This is a genomic window from Mycobacterium sp. NGS15 (assembly GCF_059813245.1).
This window is the reverse complement of sequence record NZ_JCALEF010000006.1, coordinates 179180-197530: the sequence shown is the minus strand read 5'-3', so window position 1 is coordinate 197530 and position 18351 is coordinate 179180. Positions and strand designations below refer to the sequence as shown.

12 protein-coding genes are annotated in these 18351 nt (G+C 64.6%); 4 read left to right on the top strand and 8 right to left on the bottom strand.

What is annotated here, in order from left to right; genetic code table 11:
- Positions 1–32 precede the first annotated feature (32 nt).
- Together AC5Y5C_RS18525 and AC5Y5C_RS18520 are read right to left on the bottom strand one after the other, a co-directional pair.
- Positions 33–3713 (bottom strand): multifunctional oxoglutarate decarboxylase/oxoglutarate dehydrogenase thiamine pyrophosphate-binding subunit/dihydrolipoyllysine-residue succinyltransferase subunit, encoded by a 3681-nt coding sequence (locus AC5Y5C_RS18525; RefSeq protein ID WP_499975082.1) that lies wholly within the window; start codon positions 3711–3713, stop codon positions 33–35.
- A gap of 175 nt (positions 3714–3888) precedes the next feature.
- Positions 3889–4656: a hypothetical protein gene (locus tag AC5Y5C_RS18520; protein ID WP_499975081.1), complete on the bottom strand. Its 768-nt coding sequence runs from the start codon at positions 4654–4656 to the stop codon at positions 3889–3891.
- Positions 4657–4942: 286 nt separating this feature from the next.
- On the opposite strand from AC5Y5C_RS18520, the gene AC5Y5C_RS18515 reads away from it, so the two are divergent.
- Both AC5Y5C_RS18515 and AC5Y5C_RS18510 read left to right on the top strand, forming a co-directional pair.
- Entirely contained in the window at positions 4943–6226 is a 1284-nt protein-coding gene (locus AC5Y5C_RS18515; RefSeq protein WP_499975078.1) for a Bcr/CflA family efflux MFS transporter, read from the top strand.
- Between the two features lie 22 nt (positions 6227–6248).
- Positions 6249–7724: a DHA2 family efflux MFS transporter permease subunit gene (locus tag AC5Y5C_RS18510; protein ID WP_499975075.1), complete on the top strand. Its 1476-nt coding sequence runs from the start codon at positions 6249–6251 to the stop codon at positions 7722–7724.
- Here AC5Y5C_RS18510 and AC5Y5C_RS18505 read toward each other — a convergent pair.
- The 4 genes from AC5Y5C_RS18505 to AC5Y5C_RS18490 are packed head-to-tail and all read right to left on the bottom strand — an operon-like array spanning position 7674 to position 13428.
- A complete protein-coding gene (locus tag AC5Y5C_RS18505; protein WP_499975072.1) occupies positions 7674–8027 on the bottom strand; it encodes a nuclear transport factor 2 family protein in 354 nt (117 codons plus the stop codon). The genes AC5Y5C_RS18510 and AC5Y5C_RS18505 overlap by 51 nt on opposite strands.
- Positions 8024–9382, bottom strand: a complete 1359-nt coding sequence (locus tag AC5Y5C_RS18500; protein WP_499975068.1) for an FAD-binding oxidoreductase — start codon at positions 9380–9382, stop codon at positions 8024–8026. Before AC5Y5C_RS18500 ends, AC5Y5C_RS18505 begins: the two co-directional genes overlap by 4 nt.
- A gap of 5 nt (positions 9383–9387) precedes the next feature.
- Positions 9388–12828 (bottom strand): TM0106 family RecB-like putative nuclease, encoded by a 3441-nt coding sequence (locus AC5Y5C_RS18495; protein ID WP_499975064.1) that lies wholly within the window; start codon positions 12826–12828, stop codon positions 9388–9390.
- 36 nt (positions 12829–12864) lie between these two features.
- Complete coding sequence (locus AC5Y5C_RS18490; RefSeq protein ID WP_499976037.1) at positions 12865–13428, bottom strand: LppP/LprE family lipoprotein; 564 nt, start codon at positions 13426–13428, stop codon at positions 12865–12867.
- Positions 13429–13518: 90 nt separating this feature from the next.
- On the opposite strand from AC5Y5C_RS18490, the gene AC5Y5C_RS18485 reads away from it, so the two are divergent.
- Both AC5Y5C_RS18485 and AC5Y5C_RS18480 read left to right on the top strand, forming a co-directional pair.
- Positions 13519–15330, top strand: coding sequence for a DEAD/DEAH box helicase (locus AC5Y5C_RS18485; RefSeq protein ID WP_499975061.1), 1812 nt, complete (start codon positions 13519–13521; stop codon positions 15328–15330).
- Entirely contained in the window at positions 15327–16523 is a 1197-nt protein-coding gene (locus tag AC5Y5C_RS18480; protein WP_499975059.1) for an acyltransferase family protein, read from the top strand. Before AC5Y5C_RS18485 ends, AC5Y5C_RS18480 begins: the two co-directional genes overlap by 4 nt.
- Here the strand turns inward: AC5Y5C_RS18480 and AC5Y5C_RS18475 are convergent.
- Positions 16426–17037, bottom strand: coding sequence for a TetR/AcrR family transcriptional regulator (locus AC5Y5C_RS18475; protein WP_499975056.1), 612 nt, complete (start codon positions 17035–17037; stop codon positions 16426–16428). The two genes, AC5Y5C_RS18480 and AC5Y5C_RS18475, sit on opposite strands and share 98 nt — an antisense overlap.
- Positions 17038–17076: 39 nt before the next feature.
- A complete protein-coding gene (locus AC5Y5C_RS18470; RefSeq protein ID WP_499975054.1) occupies positions 17077–18318 on the bottom strand; it encodes a cytochrome P450 in 1242 nt (413 codons plus the stop codon).
- Positions 18319–18351 lie beyond the last annotated feature (33 nt).

Below are 18351 nucleotides of genomic sequence, written 5' to 3'. Positions count from 1 at the left end.
AGGGGTGGGCCTGACGTTGGGTTCGCTCACTCCTACTCGGATGTAGGAGCGAACGCCTCGTCGATGATCTCCTGCTGCTCGACGGCATGCACCTTCGAGGAACCGGAGGACGGTGCCGACATGGCCCGGCGCGAGATCTTGGTCAGGCCGGTGAGGCGTGGTACCACCTCGGGCAGGTTCAAGCCGAAGGTCGGCCACGCGCCCTGGTTCGCAGGCTCTTCCTGCACCCAGATGTACTGGGTACCATCCGGATACCGGCCGAGGGTCTCCTCCAGTCGGTAGCGGGGGATGGGGTACAGCTGCTCGATGCGCACAATCGCAACATCGTCGCGCTTGTCGGCATTCTTACGAGCCAGCAGGTCGTAGTACAGCTTTCCGCTGGTCAGCAGGATGCGGCGGACCTTGCTGCGATCGCCGACGCCATCCTCATAACTGGCCTCTTCGAGAACCGAGCGGAACTTGCGGTCGGTGAAGTCCTTGATATCGCTGACCGCGGCCTTGTTGCGCAGCATGGACTTTGGCGTGAACACCACCATCGGCCGGGTGATGCCGTCCAGAGCGTGCCGACGCAACAGGTGGAAGTAGTTGGCGGGTGTGGACGGCATCGCCACCGTCATCGACCCCTCGGCGCACAGCTGCAGGAACCGTTCGATACGGCCCGAGGTGTGATCGGGGCCCTGCCCCTCGTGGCCGTGGGGGAGCAGCAATACCACCTCGGAAAGCTGGCCCCATTTGGCCTCGCCGGAGGAGATGAACTCGTCGATGATCGACTGCGCACCGTTGACGAAGTCGCCGAACTGCGCCTCCCACAACACCATTGCGTCGGGGTTGCCCACCGAATAGCCGTACTCGAAGCCGACGGCAGCGTATTCGGACAGTGATGAGTCATGCACCACAAGACGTCCGCCGGTGGGGTTGCCCTCGGCGTCGACGCCGACCAGCTTCAGCGGACTGAACTCATCGCCGTTGTGCCGGTCGATGATCACGGCGTGGCGCTGGGTAAAGGTGCCACGCTTGGAGTCCTGGCCCGTGAGCCGCACCACCTTGCCCTCGGCGACGAGAGTGCCAAGGGCAAGTAGCTCGCCGAAGGCCCAATCCACCTTGCCCTCGTAGGCCATTTCGCGGCGCTTCTCGAGCACCGGCTTGACCCGCGGGTGCACGGTGAAGTCCTCCGGCACCGACAGGAAGGCGTCGCCGATGCGCTGGAGCAGTGCCTTGTCGACGGCGGTGACCAATTTCTGCGGCAGCTGCTGGTCCTCTTCCACCGACTCGCTCGGCCGCTGCTGGTACTTCTCCAGATCGCGGACCTCGTTGAACACCCGCTCCAGCTGGCCCTGGTAGTCGCGCAGGGCGTCCTCGGCTTCCTTCATCGAGATATCGCCGCGGCCGATAAGGGATTCGGTGTAGGTCTTGCGTACACCGCGTTTGGTGTCGATGACCTCGTACATCTGCGGGTTGGTCATCGAGGGGTCGTCGCCCTCGTTGTGGCCGCGCCGGCGGTAGCAGACGAGGTCGATGACGACGTCCTTGTTGAACTTCTGCCGGAAGTCCACGGCGAGTCGCGACACCCAAACACACGCCTCGGGGTCGTCCCCGTTGACGTGGAAGATCGGCGCCCCGATCATTTTCGCGACGTCGGTGCAGTACTCGCTGGATCGCGAATGCTCCGGTGCGGTGGTGAAACCGATCTGGTTGTTGACCACGATGTGAATGGTGCCGCCGGTCCGGTAGCCGGGGAGGTTGGCGAGGTTCAGGGTTTCGGCCACCACGCCCTGTCCGGCGAATGCCGCGTCACCGTGCAGCATGAGTGGCACCACGGTGAAGCGGCCGCCGTCGGTGCCGACGTCGAGGACGTCCTGTTTGGCCCGCACCAGACCTTCCAGCACCGGGTCCACGGCCTCCAGGTGCGAGGGGTTGGCCGTCAGCGACACCTCGATGTCGTTGTCGCCGAACATCTGGATATAGGTGCCGGAGGCGCCCAGGTGGTACTTCACGTCACCGGAGCCGTGCGCGAGGGCTGGGTTCAGGTTGCCCTCGAACTCGGTGAAGATCTGCGAGTACGGCTTGCCGACGATGTTCGCCAGCACGTTGAGGCGTCCGCGGTGCGGCATGCCGATGACCACCTCGTCGAGGCCGTGCTCTGCACTCTGGTCGATGACGGCATCCATCATCGGGATGACGCCCTCGGCGCCCTCCAGTGAGAACCGCTTCTGTCCAACGTATTTGGTGGCCAAAAAGGTCTCGAAAGCCTCGGCGGCATTGAGCTTGGAAAGGATGTACTTCTGCTCGGCCACGGTGGGCTTATCGTGCTTGACCTCTATGCGTTCCTGTAGCCACTTCTGCTGCTCGGGCTCCAGGATGTGGGTGTATTCCACGGCGGCGTGCCGGCAGTACGCGTCGCGCAGTACCGAGAGCACGTCGCGCAGCTTCATGTACTCCTGACCCTTGAACCCCGACACCTTGAACTCGCGGTCCAGGTCCCACAGGGTCAGACCGTGGGTGAGTACATCCAGATCGGGGTGGCTGCGGAAACGGGTCTTGTCCAGGCGCAGCGGATCGGTATCCGCCATCAAATGGCCCCGGTTGCGGTATGCCGCAATCAGTTCCAGCACCCGAGCGTTCTTGTCGACGATCGAGTCGGGGTTGTCGATGCGCCAGCGCACCGGCTCGTAGGGGATGCCCAGCTCAAAGAAGATATCGTCGAAGAAGTCGTCGGAGAGCAGCAGCTGATGCACCGTGCGCAGGAAATCGCCGGATTCGGCACCCTGGATGATGCGGTGGTCGTAGGTGGACGTCAGCGTCATGAGCTTGCCGATGCCCAGATCGGAGATGCGCTCCTCGCTGGCGCCCTGGAACTCCGCGGGGTACTCCAGTGCGCCTGCACCGACGATGGCACCCTGACCGCGCATGAGGCGCGGCACCGAGTGCACGGTGCCGATGGTGCCCGGATTGGTCAGCGAGATCGTGACCCCGGAGAAGTCCTCGGCCGTCAACTTGCCGTCCCGCGCGCGCCGCACGATGTCCTCGTAGGCGGTGATGAACTGGCCGAAAGCCATTGTCTCGCAGCCCTTGATGGCGGCCACGACAAGGGTGCGGTTACCGTCTTTGCCGGGCAGGTCGATGGCCAGGCCCAGGTTGATGTGAGCGGGCGTTACGGCCGTGGGCTTCCCGTCCACCTCGGCGAAATGCCGGTTCATGTTGGGGAAGTCCTTGACGGCCTGGACGATGGCGTAGCCCAGCAGGTGCGTGAAGGAGATCTTGCCGCCGCGGGTGCGCTTGAGGTGGTTGTTGATGACGATGCGGTTGTCGATCATCAATTTGGCGGGGATGGCCCGGACGCTGGTGGCGGTCGGGATCTCCAGGGAGGCCGACATGTTCTTGACGACGGCCGCGGCGGCGCCGCGCAGTACCTGACTCTCGTCACCTTCCGCTGATGGCACCGGCGGAAGCGCAGGCTTCTGGGCAGCGACTGGTGCAGCTGCCGGGGCCGCCGCGGGTTTCACAGGCGCAGCGGCGGGCGCGGGTGTCGGGGCCGTACGTGCGGCAGGTGCAGCGGCTTGGCCGTTGGTGGCGTCGGTCGCGGGCTCGGCCACGTAGTCGGCGAGAAATTCGTGCCAGCTGGAGTCCACCGAGGACGGGTCTTCCTTGAATCGCTGGTACATCTCCTCGACCAGCCATTCGTTCTGCCCGAATTGGGGATTTGAACCGTTCACGGCAGTCTTCGCCTCGCTCCGTCTCGTTCGATATTCAGTCCGTTTAGCGACCGGTACCAGGCTAACGCGTCGCCAACGGGGGTGAGGTGTCACGGTGACATGACAGAGGCGACATCATCGGCGCCGCTGATGGCGGAAGGGTGGCCGCACCGTGAACAGCCACCCCTCTGCGTTGCTAGCTCTTGGGTGCGACAAGGCGTAACTGCACCGGCCATACGCTCGGGGGCGGCCCAAAGGCATGACGTGCGTTGGAGATTATCCGTTTGCCGATAAAGCGATTACCGCCGGCGCCGATGACGGCGCCGATCCCGGCCGGCAACAGCTTGCCGAACGCCATCGCACCGCGTTTGAGTGCGAACTTCTTGGTGAACCGCTTGAGCAGGGTGGCGTTGAGATGGCTGAGCGCGGGTACCGGCAGCGTCGAGGTGGCCTCGGCCAGCCAGCCTCCTCCGACCGTGCGGTCCTTGCCCAGCACATCCGAGACCGTCGTCTCACCGTCCTCACCCAGCAGGACCGCGAGGACCAGCGTGTGCCGGTGTTCGATCTTGGCAAGCTCGACGTCGTGCACCGCTGCCAGCGCGAGGGTGAACAGCGAGGTCGCCTCGAGGAACAGCACAGCCTCCCCGGCGGTGGCGGACAATGCGGCCAGAGTGCCTACTCCGGGGAATGCGGCAGCGGCGCCGACCGCCGCACCGCTGCCCATCACAGTCGCCAGATACCGCTTCTCCAACATCGTGATGATCTCGCCGGGTGCAGCGCTGGGGTGGGAGGTGCGTAACTTCTGGACATAGGCTCGGACCGCGGGTTCCTGAACCTTGGTGCTCTGGTCCAGGATGAACGAAAGAAGCTTGCCGGAGGCTCCGAGTTTGGTTTCCCTGCCCTTGCCGCCGCCCTTGCCGCCCAAAGCGAGCTGCCGCTGCGGTTCGGTGATGCGTGTGCTCATCGGTGTTCCTTCAGTGCGGTGGGCTGGATGGGTCCACATTGTTGTGAGCGAAGATTTGTTCTCACAGTAGTGAAGACGAATGACGAGCGCTTTTCGTTCCTTAAGGGGTAGCCCGGCGGGGTGTGTTTCCGGTAACTGGCAAGCTGTCGTTCGTCGACGGCCGTCAGTTGCGTACGGCACACGGCACGGCAGATCTTTTGATCTGGGGGAAGTGCTCGCATCGTCCCTGGGCATGAAATCGGTGAGATGCAGCTCACATTTGTTAGGAAAGGGAAGGTTTTGCCGCGTGCGTGCGCTGAAGACTGAGGTGACTGCTGCCCGGAGCGAGACGACCACGGATAAACCGGCGGATGCTCAGGCACCGGCTGGTTCGATCGTGGCCCCCACTACCCGCCTGGGCAGGGCGTGGCTCATCACCGTATTGGGTGCGATGGTTGCCCTCGGGCCGCTGACCATCGACATGTACCTCCCGGCCTTGCCCGATATCGGGACGGATCTGCACGTCAACTCGACCCTCACCCAGCTGACGCTGACCGGAACGCTGGTGGGGTTGGGGCTAGGGCAGCTCCTGGTGGGCCCGCTGTCGGACTCGCTCGGCAGGCGCCTGCCGTTGATCGCGGGAGCGGCCCTGCATATCGCGGCGTCACTGGCCATCACCATCGCTCCGAACATCGTGGTGCTAGGTGTGTTGCGGGCGATCGAAGGGGTGGGTGCCGCGGCGGCGATGGTTGTGGCGATGGCCGTGGTTCGTGACCTCTACACCGATAAGGCGGCAGCCACCGTGATCTCCCGGCTCACGCTGGTGATCGGGATCGCGCCAATCCTGGCCCCGTCGCTGGGTGCGGCCGTGCTGGTGCATGGCTCATGGCAGAGCGTGTTCGCCGCGCTGTCGTGTTTGGGGGTTCTGCTCCTCATCCTTGCTGTCGTGGCACTACCGGAGACATTGCCTCCGAGCGCGCGGCGCCCGCTGCGGGTGAGGGCAATCCTGCAGACCTATCGCGATCTGCTGCGCGACAAGGTTTTCGTGGTCTTGGTGCTTGTTGCCGGGTTGTCGTTGTCGGGTCTGTTCGCCTACATCTCGGGTGCGTCGTTCGTGCTGCAGGGCCAATACGGCATGAATCAGCAGGTATTCGCCATCGTATTCGGCGCGGGCGCCGTTGCTTTTGTCGCAGCCTCACAGTTGAACGTGGTGCTGCTCAAGCGATTCGAACCGCAGCAGATCGTGCAGTGGTGCCTGTCACTGGCCCTGATTCCGGCGCTGGTGCTGCTGGTACTGGCCGGCCTCGGTATCGGTGGGCTCGTCGGCTTCGTGGCTCCGGTGTGGGCACTGATGGCGTTCATGGGATTCGTCATTCCCAACGCGCCGGCCTTGGCCTTGTCTCGCCATGGCGAGGCGGCCGGCACCTCGGCGGCGGTGCTCGGTGCCTCGCAGTTCGGCGTGGGAGCGGTGATCGCGCCGTTGGTGGGGGCGCTGGGCAATAACGCACTCGCCGTGGCCGTCGTCATGATGATCGGGGTTGTGCTGGCTCTGGCGGGGCTGGCCGTCGTGAGAAATCGTGTCACCAGCTGAACCACGACGAGATTCCGTAGCCGTGCAGTCTGAATATCCCCGACCGTGGACGACGTTGTGGGTGGTGCTGTTCGGCCTGTTCATGATCCTGCTCGACTCGACGATCGTGTCGGTCGCCAATCCCGCCATCAAGACCGCTTTCGGTGCCGACTATTCGGCGACGGTGTGGGTCACGAGTGCCTATCTGTTGGGCTACGCGGTGCCGCTGCTGATCACCGGGCGACTCGGCGACCAGTTCGGGCCGAGGTCCATGTACTTGGCGGGGCTGGTGGTCTTTACCGCCGCCTCGCTGTGGTGTGGGCTCGCCGGATCGATCGGTTGGCTCATCGCGGCGCGGGTGGTGCAAGGAGTCGGGGCGGCGATGCTGACTCCGCAGACGCTCACCGTGGTGCAACGTGTGTTCCCGCCGCAGCGGCGCGGGACGGCGATGGGAGTGTGGGGCGCGGTGGCCGGTATCGCGACGCTGGTCGGCCCGGTCGCAGGCGGCCTGTTGGTCGATGGTTGGGGTTGGCAGTGGATCTTCTACGTCAACGTCCCGGTGGGCGTGCTGGGAATGATCCTGGGCGCCATCTACATTCCGCGCATGCCCACGCATCCACATCGAATGGATCTCTTGGGTATGACGCTCTCGGCTGTGGGCATGTTCGCATTCGTCTTCGCGCTGCAGGAAGGGGAGAGCTTCCACTGGGCGCCGGGGGTATGGGGGATCATGGCCGCCGGTGTGGCGGCCCTGGGCGTGTTCGTGTGGTGGCAGTCGGCGAATCGGGGTGAACCGCTGATTCCATTGCGGCTGTTCGCGGACCGTAACTTCTCGCTCGCCGGCGTGGGCATTGCCTCGATGAGCTTTTGCGTTATCTCCACCGGCCTGCCGATGATGTTCTATACACAACTGGCGCTCGGATTTTCGCCGACCAAAGCGGCGCTGACGCAGGCGCCTACAGCGATCGTGAGCGGGATCTTGGCGCCGGTGGCCGGCTGGCTTGTCGACCGGGTGCGTCCGTCGGTGTTGATCGGCGGTGGCATCGCGACGATGATCGCCTCGACGTTGTGGTGGACGGCGATGATGCGGCCGGAGACACAGATGTGGCAGCTCATGCTGCCCGCGGCGGGTATCGGTGCGGCCATGGCATGCATCTGGGGACCCTTGGCCACCACCGCGACGCGGAACCTGCCTTCCGCGGTGGCCGGCGCCGGGTCCGGCGTCTACAACACGCTGCGGCAGGTTGGAGGAGTGGTGGGCAGCTCCGCGATGGGGGCGTTGATGACAGCGCGGCTGGCGTCGAATATGCCCGCAATGTCGTCCTCTCCAGTCGATGCCACGCCAGACGGCGTGCTGCCGCCCGGGTTGCGCGCACCGTTCTCGACGGCGATGTCTCAGTCGATGCTGCTGGGTGTCGCTGCGCTGGTGCTCGGTTTGGTGGCGGCACTGTTCATGCGGCCGACCGGTTCACAGGTACGTGCCGTGTCCCTCGATCACGCTGTCGCCGTCGAAGATTAAGACCTCGTTGACGAGGCCGCCCTTGTGGTTTCGGTAGTTGATGACGACAGCCCTTGCGCCCACGTAGGTGCCGACGGGCTCGAAGTGCAGATCCGGGTTGCGGGTGAGGGCTTCGGCCCAGTAGTCGCGGATCGCCTTCTTGCCCCGAAAGATGCCCCCGGTCTCTGGCGCTATTTCGGCGCCATAGGCGGAGGTAAAGACCGCGTCCTCGTGGAAATGCGCCAGCACCGCCTCGATGTCGTGTGCGTTCCACGCCGCGTACCACTCCCGGCTGAACTTCTCGGGATCGACGGTGAGCGTCATGACTCTCGCCCGGCAGTGCCGCTTCCCTCCAGGCCGCGTCCGAACAACACCGCGGGGTTCAGGAACCCGGTGGGATCGAAGGCTGCCTTGACGGCCCGCATAGCGGCAATGTCGCCCGGGGTACGGGCCATGCCGAGGTAGTCGCGTTTGATTGTGCCGACTCCGTGCTCTGAGCTGACATTGCCGCCCAGCTCGGCGATGAGCGTCATCATGGGCTGATACAACGCGGTGGAGTCGGGGCAGCGCAACACATTTAAGTGCAGATTGCCCTCCCCGACATGGCCGAACAAGACAGGTATCGCGTCGGGGACCTTCTCCGCGATCAGTGCGGTGGCACGTCGCTCGAACTCGCCGATGTGTGTCAGCGGCAGTGCCACATCGAATTTCAGCGGCGGCCCGTAGGTTCCCAGCGCCTCGGCGATGGATTCGCGTACCTGCCAAAGGCGGTCACGGGAGTTGGCATCCAAACCGACGGCAGCCCGCTCGGCCACGCCGGCGGCGTCGAGTGCTTCGGCTAGATCTTCGGTGGGGTCGCTATCGCGGGCGAGTTCGATGAGCAGCAGCCATGGATTGTCCACGGGGCTTGGAATGCCCAACCTGGCGTCCATGAGCTCCAGTGCGGCAATTCCGCTGAGATCACGGAAGATCCGGCTCGACTCGACCAGCTGATCCAGGTGGTCGAACCCGGTGATCGCCGCGACGCTGTGTTTCGGGACCGGATGCAGGCGCAGTTCGAGTGCGGTGATGACGCCGAGGGTGCCCTCGGCGCCGACGAACAGGCCGGTGAGGTCGTAGCCCGTGTTATCGGCACGAACATCACTGTGGCGCTGCATGATTGATCCGTCGGGGAGGGCGACCTGCACGCCGATGACCTGCTCGCGCATATTGCCGTAACGCACCGTGCGCAGGCCGCCGGCGTTGGTGGATGCCATGCCACCCAGAGTGGCCGAGTCGCGTGAGCCGATGTCGACGCCGAATTGCAGGTTCTCCTTGGCGGCGGCTTGTTGTAACGCTGCCAGGGTGACACCTGATCCGGCGCGGATCCGGCGCTCGACGGCGTCGATGGCGCCGATCTCGGTGAGCCGCTCGGTGGATAACAGTACGTCCTCATGCTCGGGAACGGTCCCGGCGACCATCGACGTGCGGCCGCCCTGGGTGGTGACGGGGTGGCCGTGCGCCTTGCAAGCCTTCAAGATTGCGCCGACTTCCGCGGCGGAGCCGGGGCGGATCAGGATGCTCGCGGTACCGCGGTAGCGGCCGGTGTGGTCGATCGTACGACCGGCCAGCACGTCGGTATCGGTGCTGACGTACCGATCGCCGACTATCTGGACGAGGTCATCCACAAGCGAAGACATGGACCTCAGTGTGGCACGGCGTCATTGGTCCGGTCTGGACTTAGGGCCAAGAACGCCCCGAGCTCGACAAGCCCGTCGGGGGTGGCCGGCAGATATTCGGTCAGTGCCGGCGACCTTACGATCACCGCCTGGAACTTCGCTCGGCTGATCGCCACGTTCAGCCGGTTCCTGTTCAGCAGGAACGACATACCGCGCGGCACGTCATCGACGGCCGAGGCGGTCATCGACACGAACACAACCGGGGCCTGGCGCCCCTGGAACTTGTCCACGGTTCCCACCAGCACCTCGCCCAGCCCGCCAGCGGCCAGCGCGGCCCGCAACGCCAACACCTGCGCGTTGTACGGAGCCACCACCAGCACGTCGGACTGCGCCAGCGGCCGTGTGCCGGATTCGTCGGTCCAGTCCGCCCCGATCAGTCCGGTGATCTCCGTGGCGATCGCCTCGGCTTCCTGTGGACTGCTGGTCGCATTCCCCTCATGATCAACCAGCAGCGTCCGTACCCCGGGTTCTTGTCCGGCCAAGGTGCGCGCCGGTGCCGCGGACTCAAGTTCACCGTCGTAGGAAAGTTCCGAAACCCGTTGGCATAGGGCGGGATGCATCCTGTACGAGCGCTCCAAGAAGTATCCGCGGCCGACGGGTAGCGCGCCATGACCTTCCACGAGCCAGCCCAGCGCGGAGGTGTCCACCGGCTCCGGATGCACACCTTGCGACACCTGCGGCAGCTGCTGCGGATCGCCGAGCAGCAGCAGGTTCTGCGCTCCCCGTGCCACCGCAAGCGTGTTCGCCAGGCTGAACTGGCCGGCCTCATCGATGACCAGCAGGCGTAGTACCCCATCGGCGACGCGGGTGGTGTTCGCGAAATCCCAAGCAGTGCCACCGATGACGGCGCCCTCGTCGGCGTGGGATGCGATGAAGCCCGCATAGTCGTTATCTCGAATCTGAGTCCACGCGGCATCACCGCTGTACGGCGATGCCTTCTTGGCGACCCGCTCGGGCGGTACCCCCGCCGCGACTACCTGGTCCAGGAGGTGCTCCACGACGGCATGAGACTGCGCCACCACGCCAACAAGCCAGCCCTGCCTCACTACCAGTTCGGCGATGACGCGGGCCGCGGTGAAGGTTTTTCCGGTACCCGGCGGGCCGTGTACGGCCAGGTATGACGAGTCCAGATTCCGTAGTGCGGAGGTGATGGCCCCGGCATATCCACCGTCACCCACGGCTGGCAGTGACACACCACGGGGATTGCGGCGCAACAGAATATCGAGAGACGCGGTATGGGGTAGCGCGGGAAGGCCATGGGCAACGCTCGCGGCGACCTGCTCTATCGCGGCCTCCAGTGCCTTTGTCATCACCGGTGCGCCCGGCGCAAGAGCCATGGGCATCTCCGAGAACACCTCGCCGTTCTTCGGCGTAAGCTCTTGGATTGTCACGTCCACGGGGACACCGCCGGATTCGGTGATCTCCACTACCGTCGCCGAGCCGGCCGCCCGCCGATCGGGATCCCCGTCTCCGAGCCCGGCCGGCGCGGGCGGCTCATAGAGCGCGTAGACGCTGGCATCGAGCACACCCCCGGCGAGGTCACCCGTCAGTTTCACGTGTCGTCGCAGCTTGCGCTGGCTACCGGATTTATGCCAGTCCTCGACCAGCTCGGCGCCCTCGACGATGAAAACTCCGGCGGTATCTGCCCATTCGTCGACAGGGTTATTCAATCTGTCGAAGTGGCTCCACCAGAATGGTTTTCGCTCGCGTGTGTGATAGCCGCGTGCTGCCGACACCATGGCCGCCGCAGTTTGTTCGGCGCTGCGATCGGCCGGACCGCAATCCCCCACGAATGCTGCCAGTGCCATGTCAATCTCATCGGGCTCCGGCTCATCCTTGTCACCGGCAGCAGCGGGGGAGGACAGGTGGGTAATGCCGTGTTCAAAAGCCCGCACCAGCAGCCAATCCCGGAGCTTGCGGGTAGAGGCGCAGTCATAGCGGTTGTACTCGGCGATGGAGTCCAGTACCTCCTGCGCCACGGGGTCGCCGCTGTCGCGCAGCGCGCAATAGCGCGCGTATTCGTTGATCGAATCCACCGCGGTGGTGACGTCCCCAGAGCGCTTTCCGGATTCGATGAACAGCGGCTCTAACGCCTTGAGCCCGTAACCGCTGGAACCGGAGCGAATACTTTTGCGCACCACGGGATAGAGGTCGACCAGTACATTGTCGCGCAGCAGCTGGTCGAGCTGTTCCTCGCCGGCGCCGTACCGGCCGGCCAGGCGCAGCAGTGCAGTCTTCTCGTACGCCGCGTAGTGGTAGACGTGCATCCCCGGATACCGGCGGCGGCGTTTGGCCACCAGATCCAGGAAGGTGATCAGGGCCTTTCGTTCGCCGTGGCGATCGTGAGCCCAGATCGGCCGGAATTTCTCATTGCCGGACCGGTCGTACTCGAGCACGCCGAACAGGTACTCCAGCCCCCACTGCACGCCGTCCTCTGTCCACAGCGGGTCGCCTTCGAAGTCGAAAAATATGTCTCCGGGATTCGGGGCGGGCATTGTGCCCAGCGGGATCGGATCGGCCACCTCGAACTGTGGTGTGCCACTGTCACGTTGGCGGACCTGCAACTCGGCCTGCGCCACCAATTGCTGCAGGCTGCGCGCCGACATATCGGCGACGGGGCCGGGACCGGCGGCAAGCTCCGCGACAGTGCCCACCCCGGCTTCCAGTAGTGCCGCCCGCTGACTGATCCGCATGCCCGCGACTAGCAGCAAGTCATCGGTGCGCTCGACCTCCGGCTCGCACACGGGACAACGGAAGCAGGCGCGGATGTGCTCATCGGACCAATGCGCCGGAACACCGCCCGCCAGATGGCGATCGAGCAAGTTCTGCAATTGGATTCGCCGCTGGCGATACACGCCGACCAGGTCGGCCACGGGATAGTCAACGGCCGAACGGTTGCCCAGTATCAGCCGCACCTCCGGGGACACCGGTACACCCGTCGCCGTCAAACTGTCGGCGTAGGCCGCCAGCTGCAGCAAGGCCGTCACCTTGGCGCTGCGGGCCAGCTTCGTGTCACAGACGCGGTATGTCTGATTCTCCCGGACCACGAAGTCCGCGAAACCGACGAACCGGCCGTCGAACATCGCGGCCTGGTACACCACCGGGTGGCCGTCGTCTAATGCCCGCTTCGTAGCAGCGGCGACCGCATGGAGTCCGTCGAGCGTGAAGGTGGGAGGGAAGGGAATACCGGCCACCCCGGAACCGAAGCGCTTCCGCAGCTCGGCAAGGTAGTAGGCCTCGTGGGCGTCCCCCAAAGCCGCGGTGCGCGCCAGTAGTTCATCATCACGAGGGGGTGCCGGCCCCCATCCGAGCTTGGCGTCGAACGCCCGCAACAGGGCGTATTCACAGCGAGCAGCGGAGGCGAGATCCGAAGCGCTGTAGACGACCTGGCCGTCGAGGACGAACACCCGCTCACTGTAGGTGTTAGCACCGACGAAGATGCCCTACTGTGCGGCCTGTTGCACCTTTTCCACGCCAGATCCATTCCAGCGGAAAGACACCACACTCTCCAGACCGGGGATGCCGTTGGAGAAATTGAGCACCACGGTGTCCAGGGTGCTCGCCGACAGATCGATGGCGTTGTATCCGTAGGTGTCTGGGACGCCATGCGAGATCACGCCGCCCAGGTGGAAGAACACCGCCCGGGTGGCCGAATCCGCCGTGTGCGTGGCTCTGCTGTCAGTGGTGACGATGACCGCAGACAATGGGGCGCACTTGTTGTAGTTACCCGCCACGGGCACCGGATTCCACGTGGCCTCGCTATTGGGGGCCGGCGGTAGCAGCGCGATGGCCGCCCCGACGGCGGGATCCTTCAGGTTGACTGCGCAGTCGTCCTTGGTCGAGGGAGGGGGCTTGGGCTTGTGGGCCGATCCCACCGGCTCGGGAGCCGGTGAGGGGGACGCAATGGTGTTGGTTGGCGTCTTGGACACCGTGCTGTCGCCACCGGTGCATGCGCAGGCAAGTGCCATTACGGCCGGCAGTACAGTCAGCGCGGCCACCAAATCCATCCTTCGCACGGCCCCGCACACTACCGATATTTACCGAAGATGCCGTGGAGGCGGGAGTTGAGCGCGGTAGCGCCTAGACTTCTTGACGCCATGACCTCTACAGATATCCCTACGCCCGACACCGGCGATTCGACTGCACCACGCGCGGATGACGCCGTCACCTTCGCGGACCTACAGATTGCCCCCGAGGTGCTGCGTGCGGTGTCCGACGTGGGGTATGAAACACCCTCGGCGATCCAGGCCGCCACCATCCCACCGCTGCTTGCAGGCTCGGACGTGGTGGGCCTGGCGCAGACCGGCACCGGGAAGACGGCGGCGTTTGCCATCCCGATCCTCTCGAAAATCGACCTGACCTCGAAGAACACTCAGGCGCTTGTGCTCGCGCCCACCCGCGAGCTGGCCCTGCAGGTTGCCGAGGCTTTCGGCCGATACGGGTCGCATCTGCCCCGGCTGAACGTGCTGCCCATCTACGGCGGCCAGTCGTATGTGGTCCAGCTGTCGGGCCTCAAGAGAGGCGCCCATGTTGTGGTCGGCACGCCCGGGCGTGTCATCGATCACCTGGAGCGCGGCACGCTCGATCTGTCGCACCTGGATTACCTGGTGCTGGACGAGGCCGACGAGATGCTCACCATGGGCTTCGCCGAGGATGTCGAACGCATCCTGGCCGACACTCCCGAGTACAAGCAGGTGGCCCTGTTCTCGGCGACTATGCCCACGACCATTCGCCGGCTGACCAAGAAGTATCTGCACGATCCGGTCGAGATCAAGGTCGAGGCGAAGACCTCGACCGCCGAGAACATCACCCAGCGCTTCATCCAGGTGGCCGGGCCGCGCAAGATGGACGCGCTCACCCGGATCCTCGAGGTCGAGACCTTTGAGGCGATGATCGTGTTCGTCAGGACCAAACAGGCCACCGAGGAGGTGGCAGACAAGCTCAAGGCGCGCGGGTTTGCGGCGGCGGCGATCAATGGTGATATCAACCAGTCGCAGCGCGAGCGGACCATCAATGCGCTCAAGAGCGGTGCCATCGACATTCTGGTCGCCACCGACGTCGCCGCGCGTGGTCTGGACGTCGAGCGCATCTCGCATGTGCTCAACTACGACATCCCGCACGACACCGAGTCGTATGTGCACCGCATCGGACGTACCGGTCGCGCAGGCCGCTCGGGTACGGCGGTGTTGTTCGTGTCTCCGCGTGAGCGCCATCTGCTCAAGGCCATCGAGAAGGCCACCGGTGCCAGGCTTGCAGAGGAGGCGCTGCCGTCGGTCGACGATGTCAATGCCCAGCGGGTGACGAAGTTCCGCGATGCCATCACGGCTGCGCTCGCGGCACCGGAGATCGAGCTTTTCCGCAGGCTTGTCGAGGACTACGAACGCGATAACGACGTGCCGGTGGCCGATATCGCGGCAGCGCTGGCGGTGCTGTCCCGTGACGGCGAGCAGTTCCTGCTCAAGCCCGATCCGCCCCGCGATCCGCGCCAAGAGCGCGGGGAGCGCCCCGAGCGTGGCCCCCGCGAGCCACGCGGCCACACTCCCGGCCTGGCGACGTATCGCATCGCCGTCGGCAAGCGGCACAAGGTGATGCCCGGTGCCATCGTGGGTGCGATAGCGAATGAAGGCGGTTTGCATCGCAGCGACTTCGGGCACATCACGATCCGCCCCGATCACTCACTTGTTGAGCTGCCCGCCAAGCTGTCGCCCAAGACACTGAAGGCACTGGAGAGCACCCGGATCTCGGGTGTGCTCATTGAGCTGCGCCCCGCAGACGGTGCCGACGCTGCGCGGCCCGCCCGTAAGTTCACGGATCGCAAACGCCCGGACCACAAGCACACAGACCACAAGCACACGGACCACAAACGGTCGGAGGCGAAGCGTCCCAAGCGGTCCCCCAAGAAACCATGACGGCGGTCCCCGCGACTGACAGTGCCCCCGTCGTCCACGGACCTGGACGTGTCGCTGCGCTCACGGGTATCCGGGCGGTGGCCGCGACCCTCGTGGTGGCCACCCACGCGGCCTACAGCACCGGGAATTATGTCGTGGACGGTGTGTCGCCGTGGCGGGCCTATCTGCACCTGATGCAGTCCCGTTTGGAGATCGGTGTACCGATCTTCTTTGTGTTGTCGGGTTTTCTGCTGTTCCTGCCGTGGGTGCGCGCGGCCGCCGACGGTACTGCCTCGCCTTCGGTGAAACGCTATGCCTGGCACAGGTTTCGTCGCATCATGCCGGCCTACTGGATTCTGGTGGCCATCGCGTACATCTGGTATCACATCCGGGATCAGTATCCGAACCCCGGACACACCTGGCTGGGCCTGCTCCGAAACCTCACGCTCACCCAGATCTACACCTCCAACTACGGATATCGCTATATCCACCAAGGCATGACGCAGATCTGGAGCCTCGCCGTCGAGGCGGCGTTCTATGTCGCCTTGCCCTTCTTGGCGTGGCTGCTGATCAAGAAACTCTGTGGGGGACAGTGGCGTCCGGTGCGCCTGCTGGCGGGTCTGGGCGGTTTGGTCCTGGTGACTCCGGGGTGGATGACCTTGGTGTACACCGTCAGCGTCTTTCCCGACGGTGCGAAGCTGTGGCTTCCGGCCTACCTTTCGTGGTTCGTGGGCGGCATGATTCTGTCCGTACTCGCCGTCATGGGTGTGCGTTGCTACGCGTTGGTGACGGTGCCGCTCGCGCTCATCTGCTACCTCATCGTGTCAACTCGGATAGCGGGAGACCCGACCACCTCGCCGTGGGCGCTGCCCCAAGCACTGACGAAATCGATCTTCTACGTGGTGATTGCAACATTGCTGGTCGCGCCCGCCGGGTTGGGTGACACCGGCTGGTACGTCAGGTTCCTCGCCTCGCGGCCCATGGTGTGGCTGGGCGAGATTTCCTATGAGCTGTTCCTCATCCACATGATCCTGATGGAGATCGTGATGGTTGATCTGCTGCACTACCACGTCTACACGGGATCGGTGGTGATCGTGTTCCTGGTGACGATGGTGGTCAGCGTGCCTGCTTCGTGGCTGATCCACCGGGCCGCGCAGATGCTGCTGGTGTGGGGTTCGCGTCTGCGGACATCAGGGGCGCGACGAACTCCGTGATCAGGGTCCGTTCGTCCTCGGGGTTGTCCTCGGGGTAGGAAAGCAACGAGATAATCACCCGGACATACCATTTGGCTCGCAGATGGGATTCGGAGTCCGCCACCGTGCCGTTGACAAACGCCGAGACCATGGCGTTGAGGACCTCCGAGTGCAAGGCCAGTGAACCGCCGACGTATTCGCCGGGCCGGAACCAGGCCGATAGCGCCGGGTTGGCACGGACCAAGTCAAGGCTGGTGAGTACGGCCCTGACCAGACGCTCCGTCGGATCATCGATGTCGGCGACCGCTGCCGTGACTTGCCCGGTGATGGTTCTGGCCTCGCGGTGCACATAGGCGATATGCAGCGCCTCGCGATTCTCGAAATACCGGTACAGCGTCGCCCGGGAACAGCCCGCGGCCTTGGCGATCTCGTTCATACCGACGGCAACGACACCGTCGCGCACGAACAGCTCGGCCGCCGCGTCGAGAATTTTCTCCGCTGCGGCCGATGTCCTCGTCTCGGCCAACCAACTCATGCTGGTTCACGCTCTTCGCGCAAGCGCCTCATCGCAAGATCATCGCACGCGGATGGGTACCGTCAGGGGCCTTCGCACATACGAGCCGCCGGCCCAGGTGACCCCGTCGAGGTCAACCTCGAAATCCGGTATGCGGCTGAGCAGTTCCTCAAGAGCTACTCGTGACTGCATACGTGCGGCGGCGGCTCCCAAACAGTGATGATTTCCGTGGCTGAAGGTGAGGAGCTTGCCCGGGTTCCGGAGAATGTCCAATTCGCCTGCATCGTCACCATATTCGCGTTCATCACGGTTCGCACTGCCGTACAGCAACAGTGCGCGCCGCCCCGCCGGGATGGTGGTGTCGCCAAAGGTGACGTCGCGGGTCGCGGTGCGCGCCAGACCCTGCACCGGAGACGTCAAGCGCAGGAACTCCTCCACGGCTCCCGGGATGAGCGACGGGTCGTCAATCAACTTCTGGCGCTGGTCAGGGTTCTGCTGCAGCAGTTGTACTGCACCACCGAGCATTCCGGTGGTGGTGTCATTGCCACCCGTGACCATCGTGAACGCGAAGCCGAGTATCTGGAGCGTCCCACTGATATCTCCGTCGGCGCCGACTCCTGCGGCAACCAGGTGCGAGACGGTGTCATCTTCGGGTTCGGCACGCCGCCGTTCGATGAGTCCGGAGAAGTACATCATCAGTTCACCAATGGTCTGAGCGACGTCACCCTGCATGGCCTCGATGTCGATGGCGCCGCCGGCCGCCGCCGCGACGATGCCGTCGGTCCAGATGTCGAACTGTGCGCGGTCCTCTTCGGGCACCCCGAGATAGTGCGCGACGACCATCGAGGGCAGCGGCTTGAACAGCTCGACGACGATATCGCCCTCGCCACGTTCCTTGAGGCGCTCCAGACGCTCCACCACGAACTCGCGCACCTTGGGCTCGACGGCGATGACCTGCCGCGGCGTGAACCCACGGGAGACGAGCTTGCGGAAGTTCGTATGCGTGGGCGGATCCTGCATGACCATGGGCGGGTTGTCGCCCATGCCTGTCTTCTCCAGATCGCCGTACGTGACGGTGAGGCCCCGAGCCGACGAGAACGTCTCCCAGTCCCGAGCGGCGTCATAGACGTCGGCATGCCGGGTGAGCACGTAATAGTCGTCGTCCGGGGCGTGCTCGGGCACGACATGGTGCACCGGGTCGTGGTCACGAAGCGCCGTGTACATCGGCCATGGATTGGTCCAGTTGTCGGAGGCTCCGGGGATATAACGCGGCATAACTGCGCGAGACATATCGATCGACATGTCTTATGTGTAAGGCATGTCACCTAAAGTGTC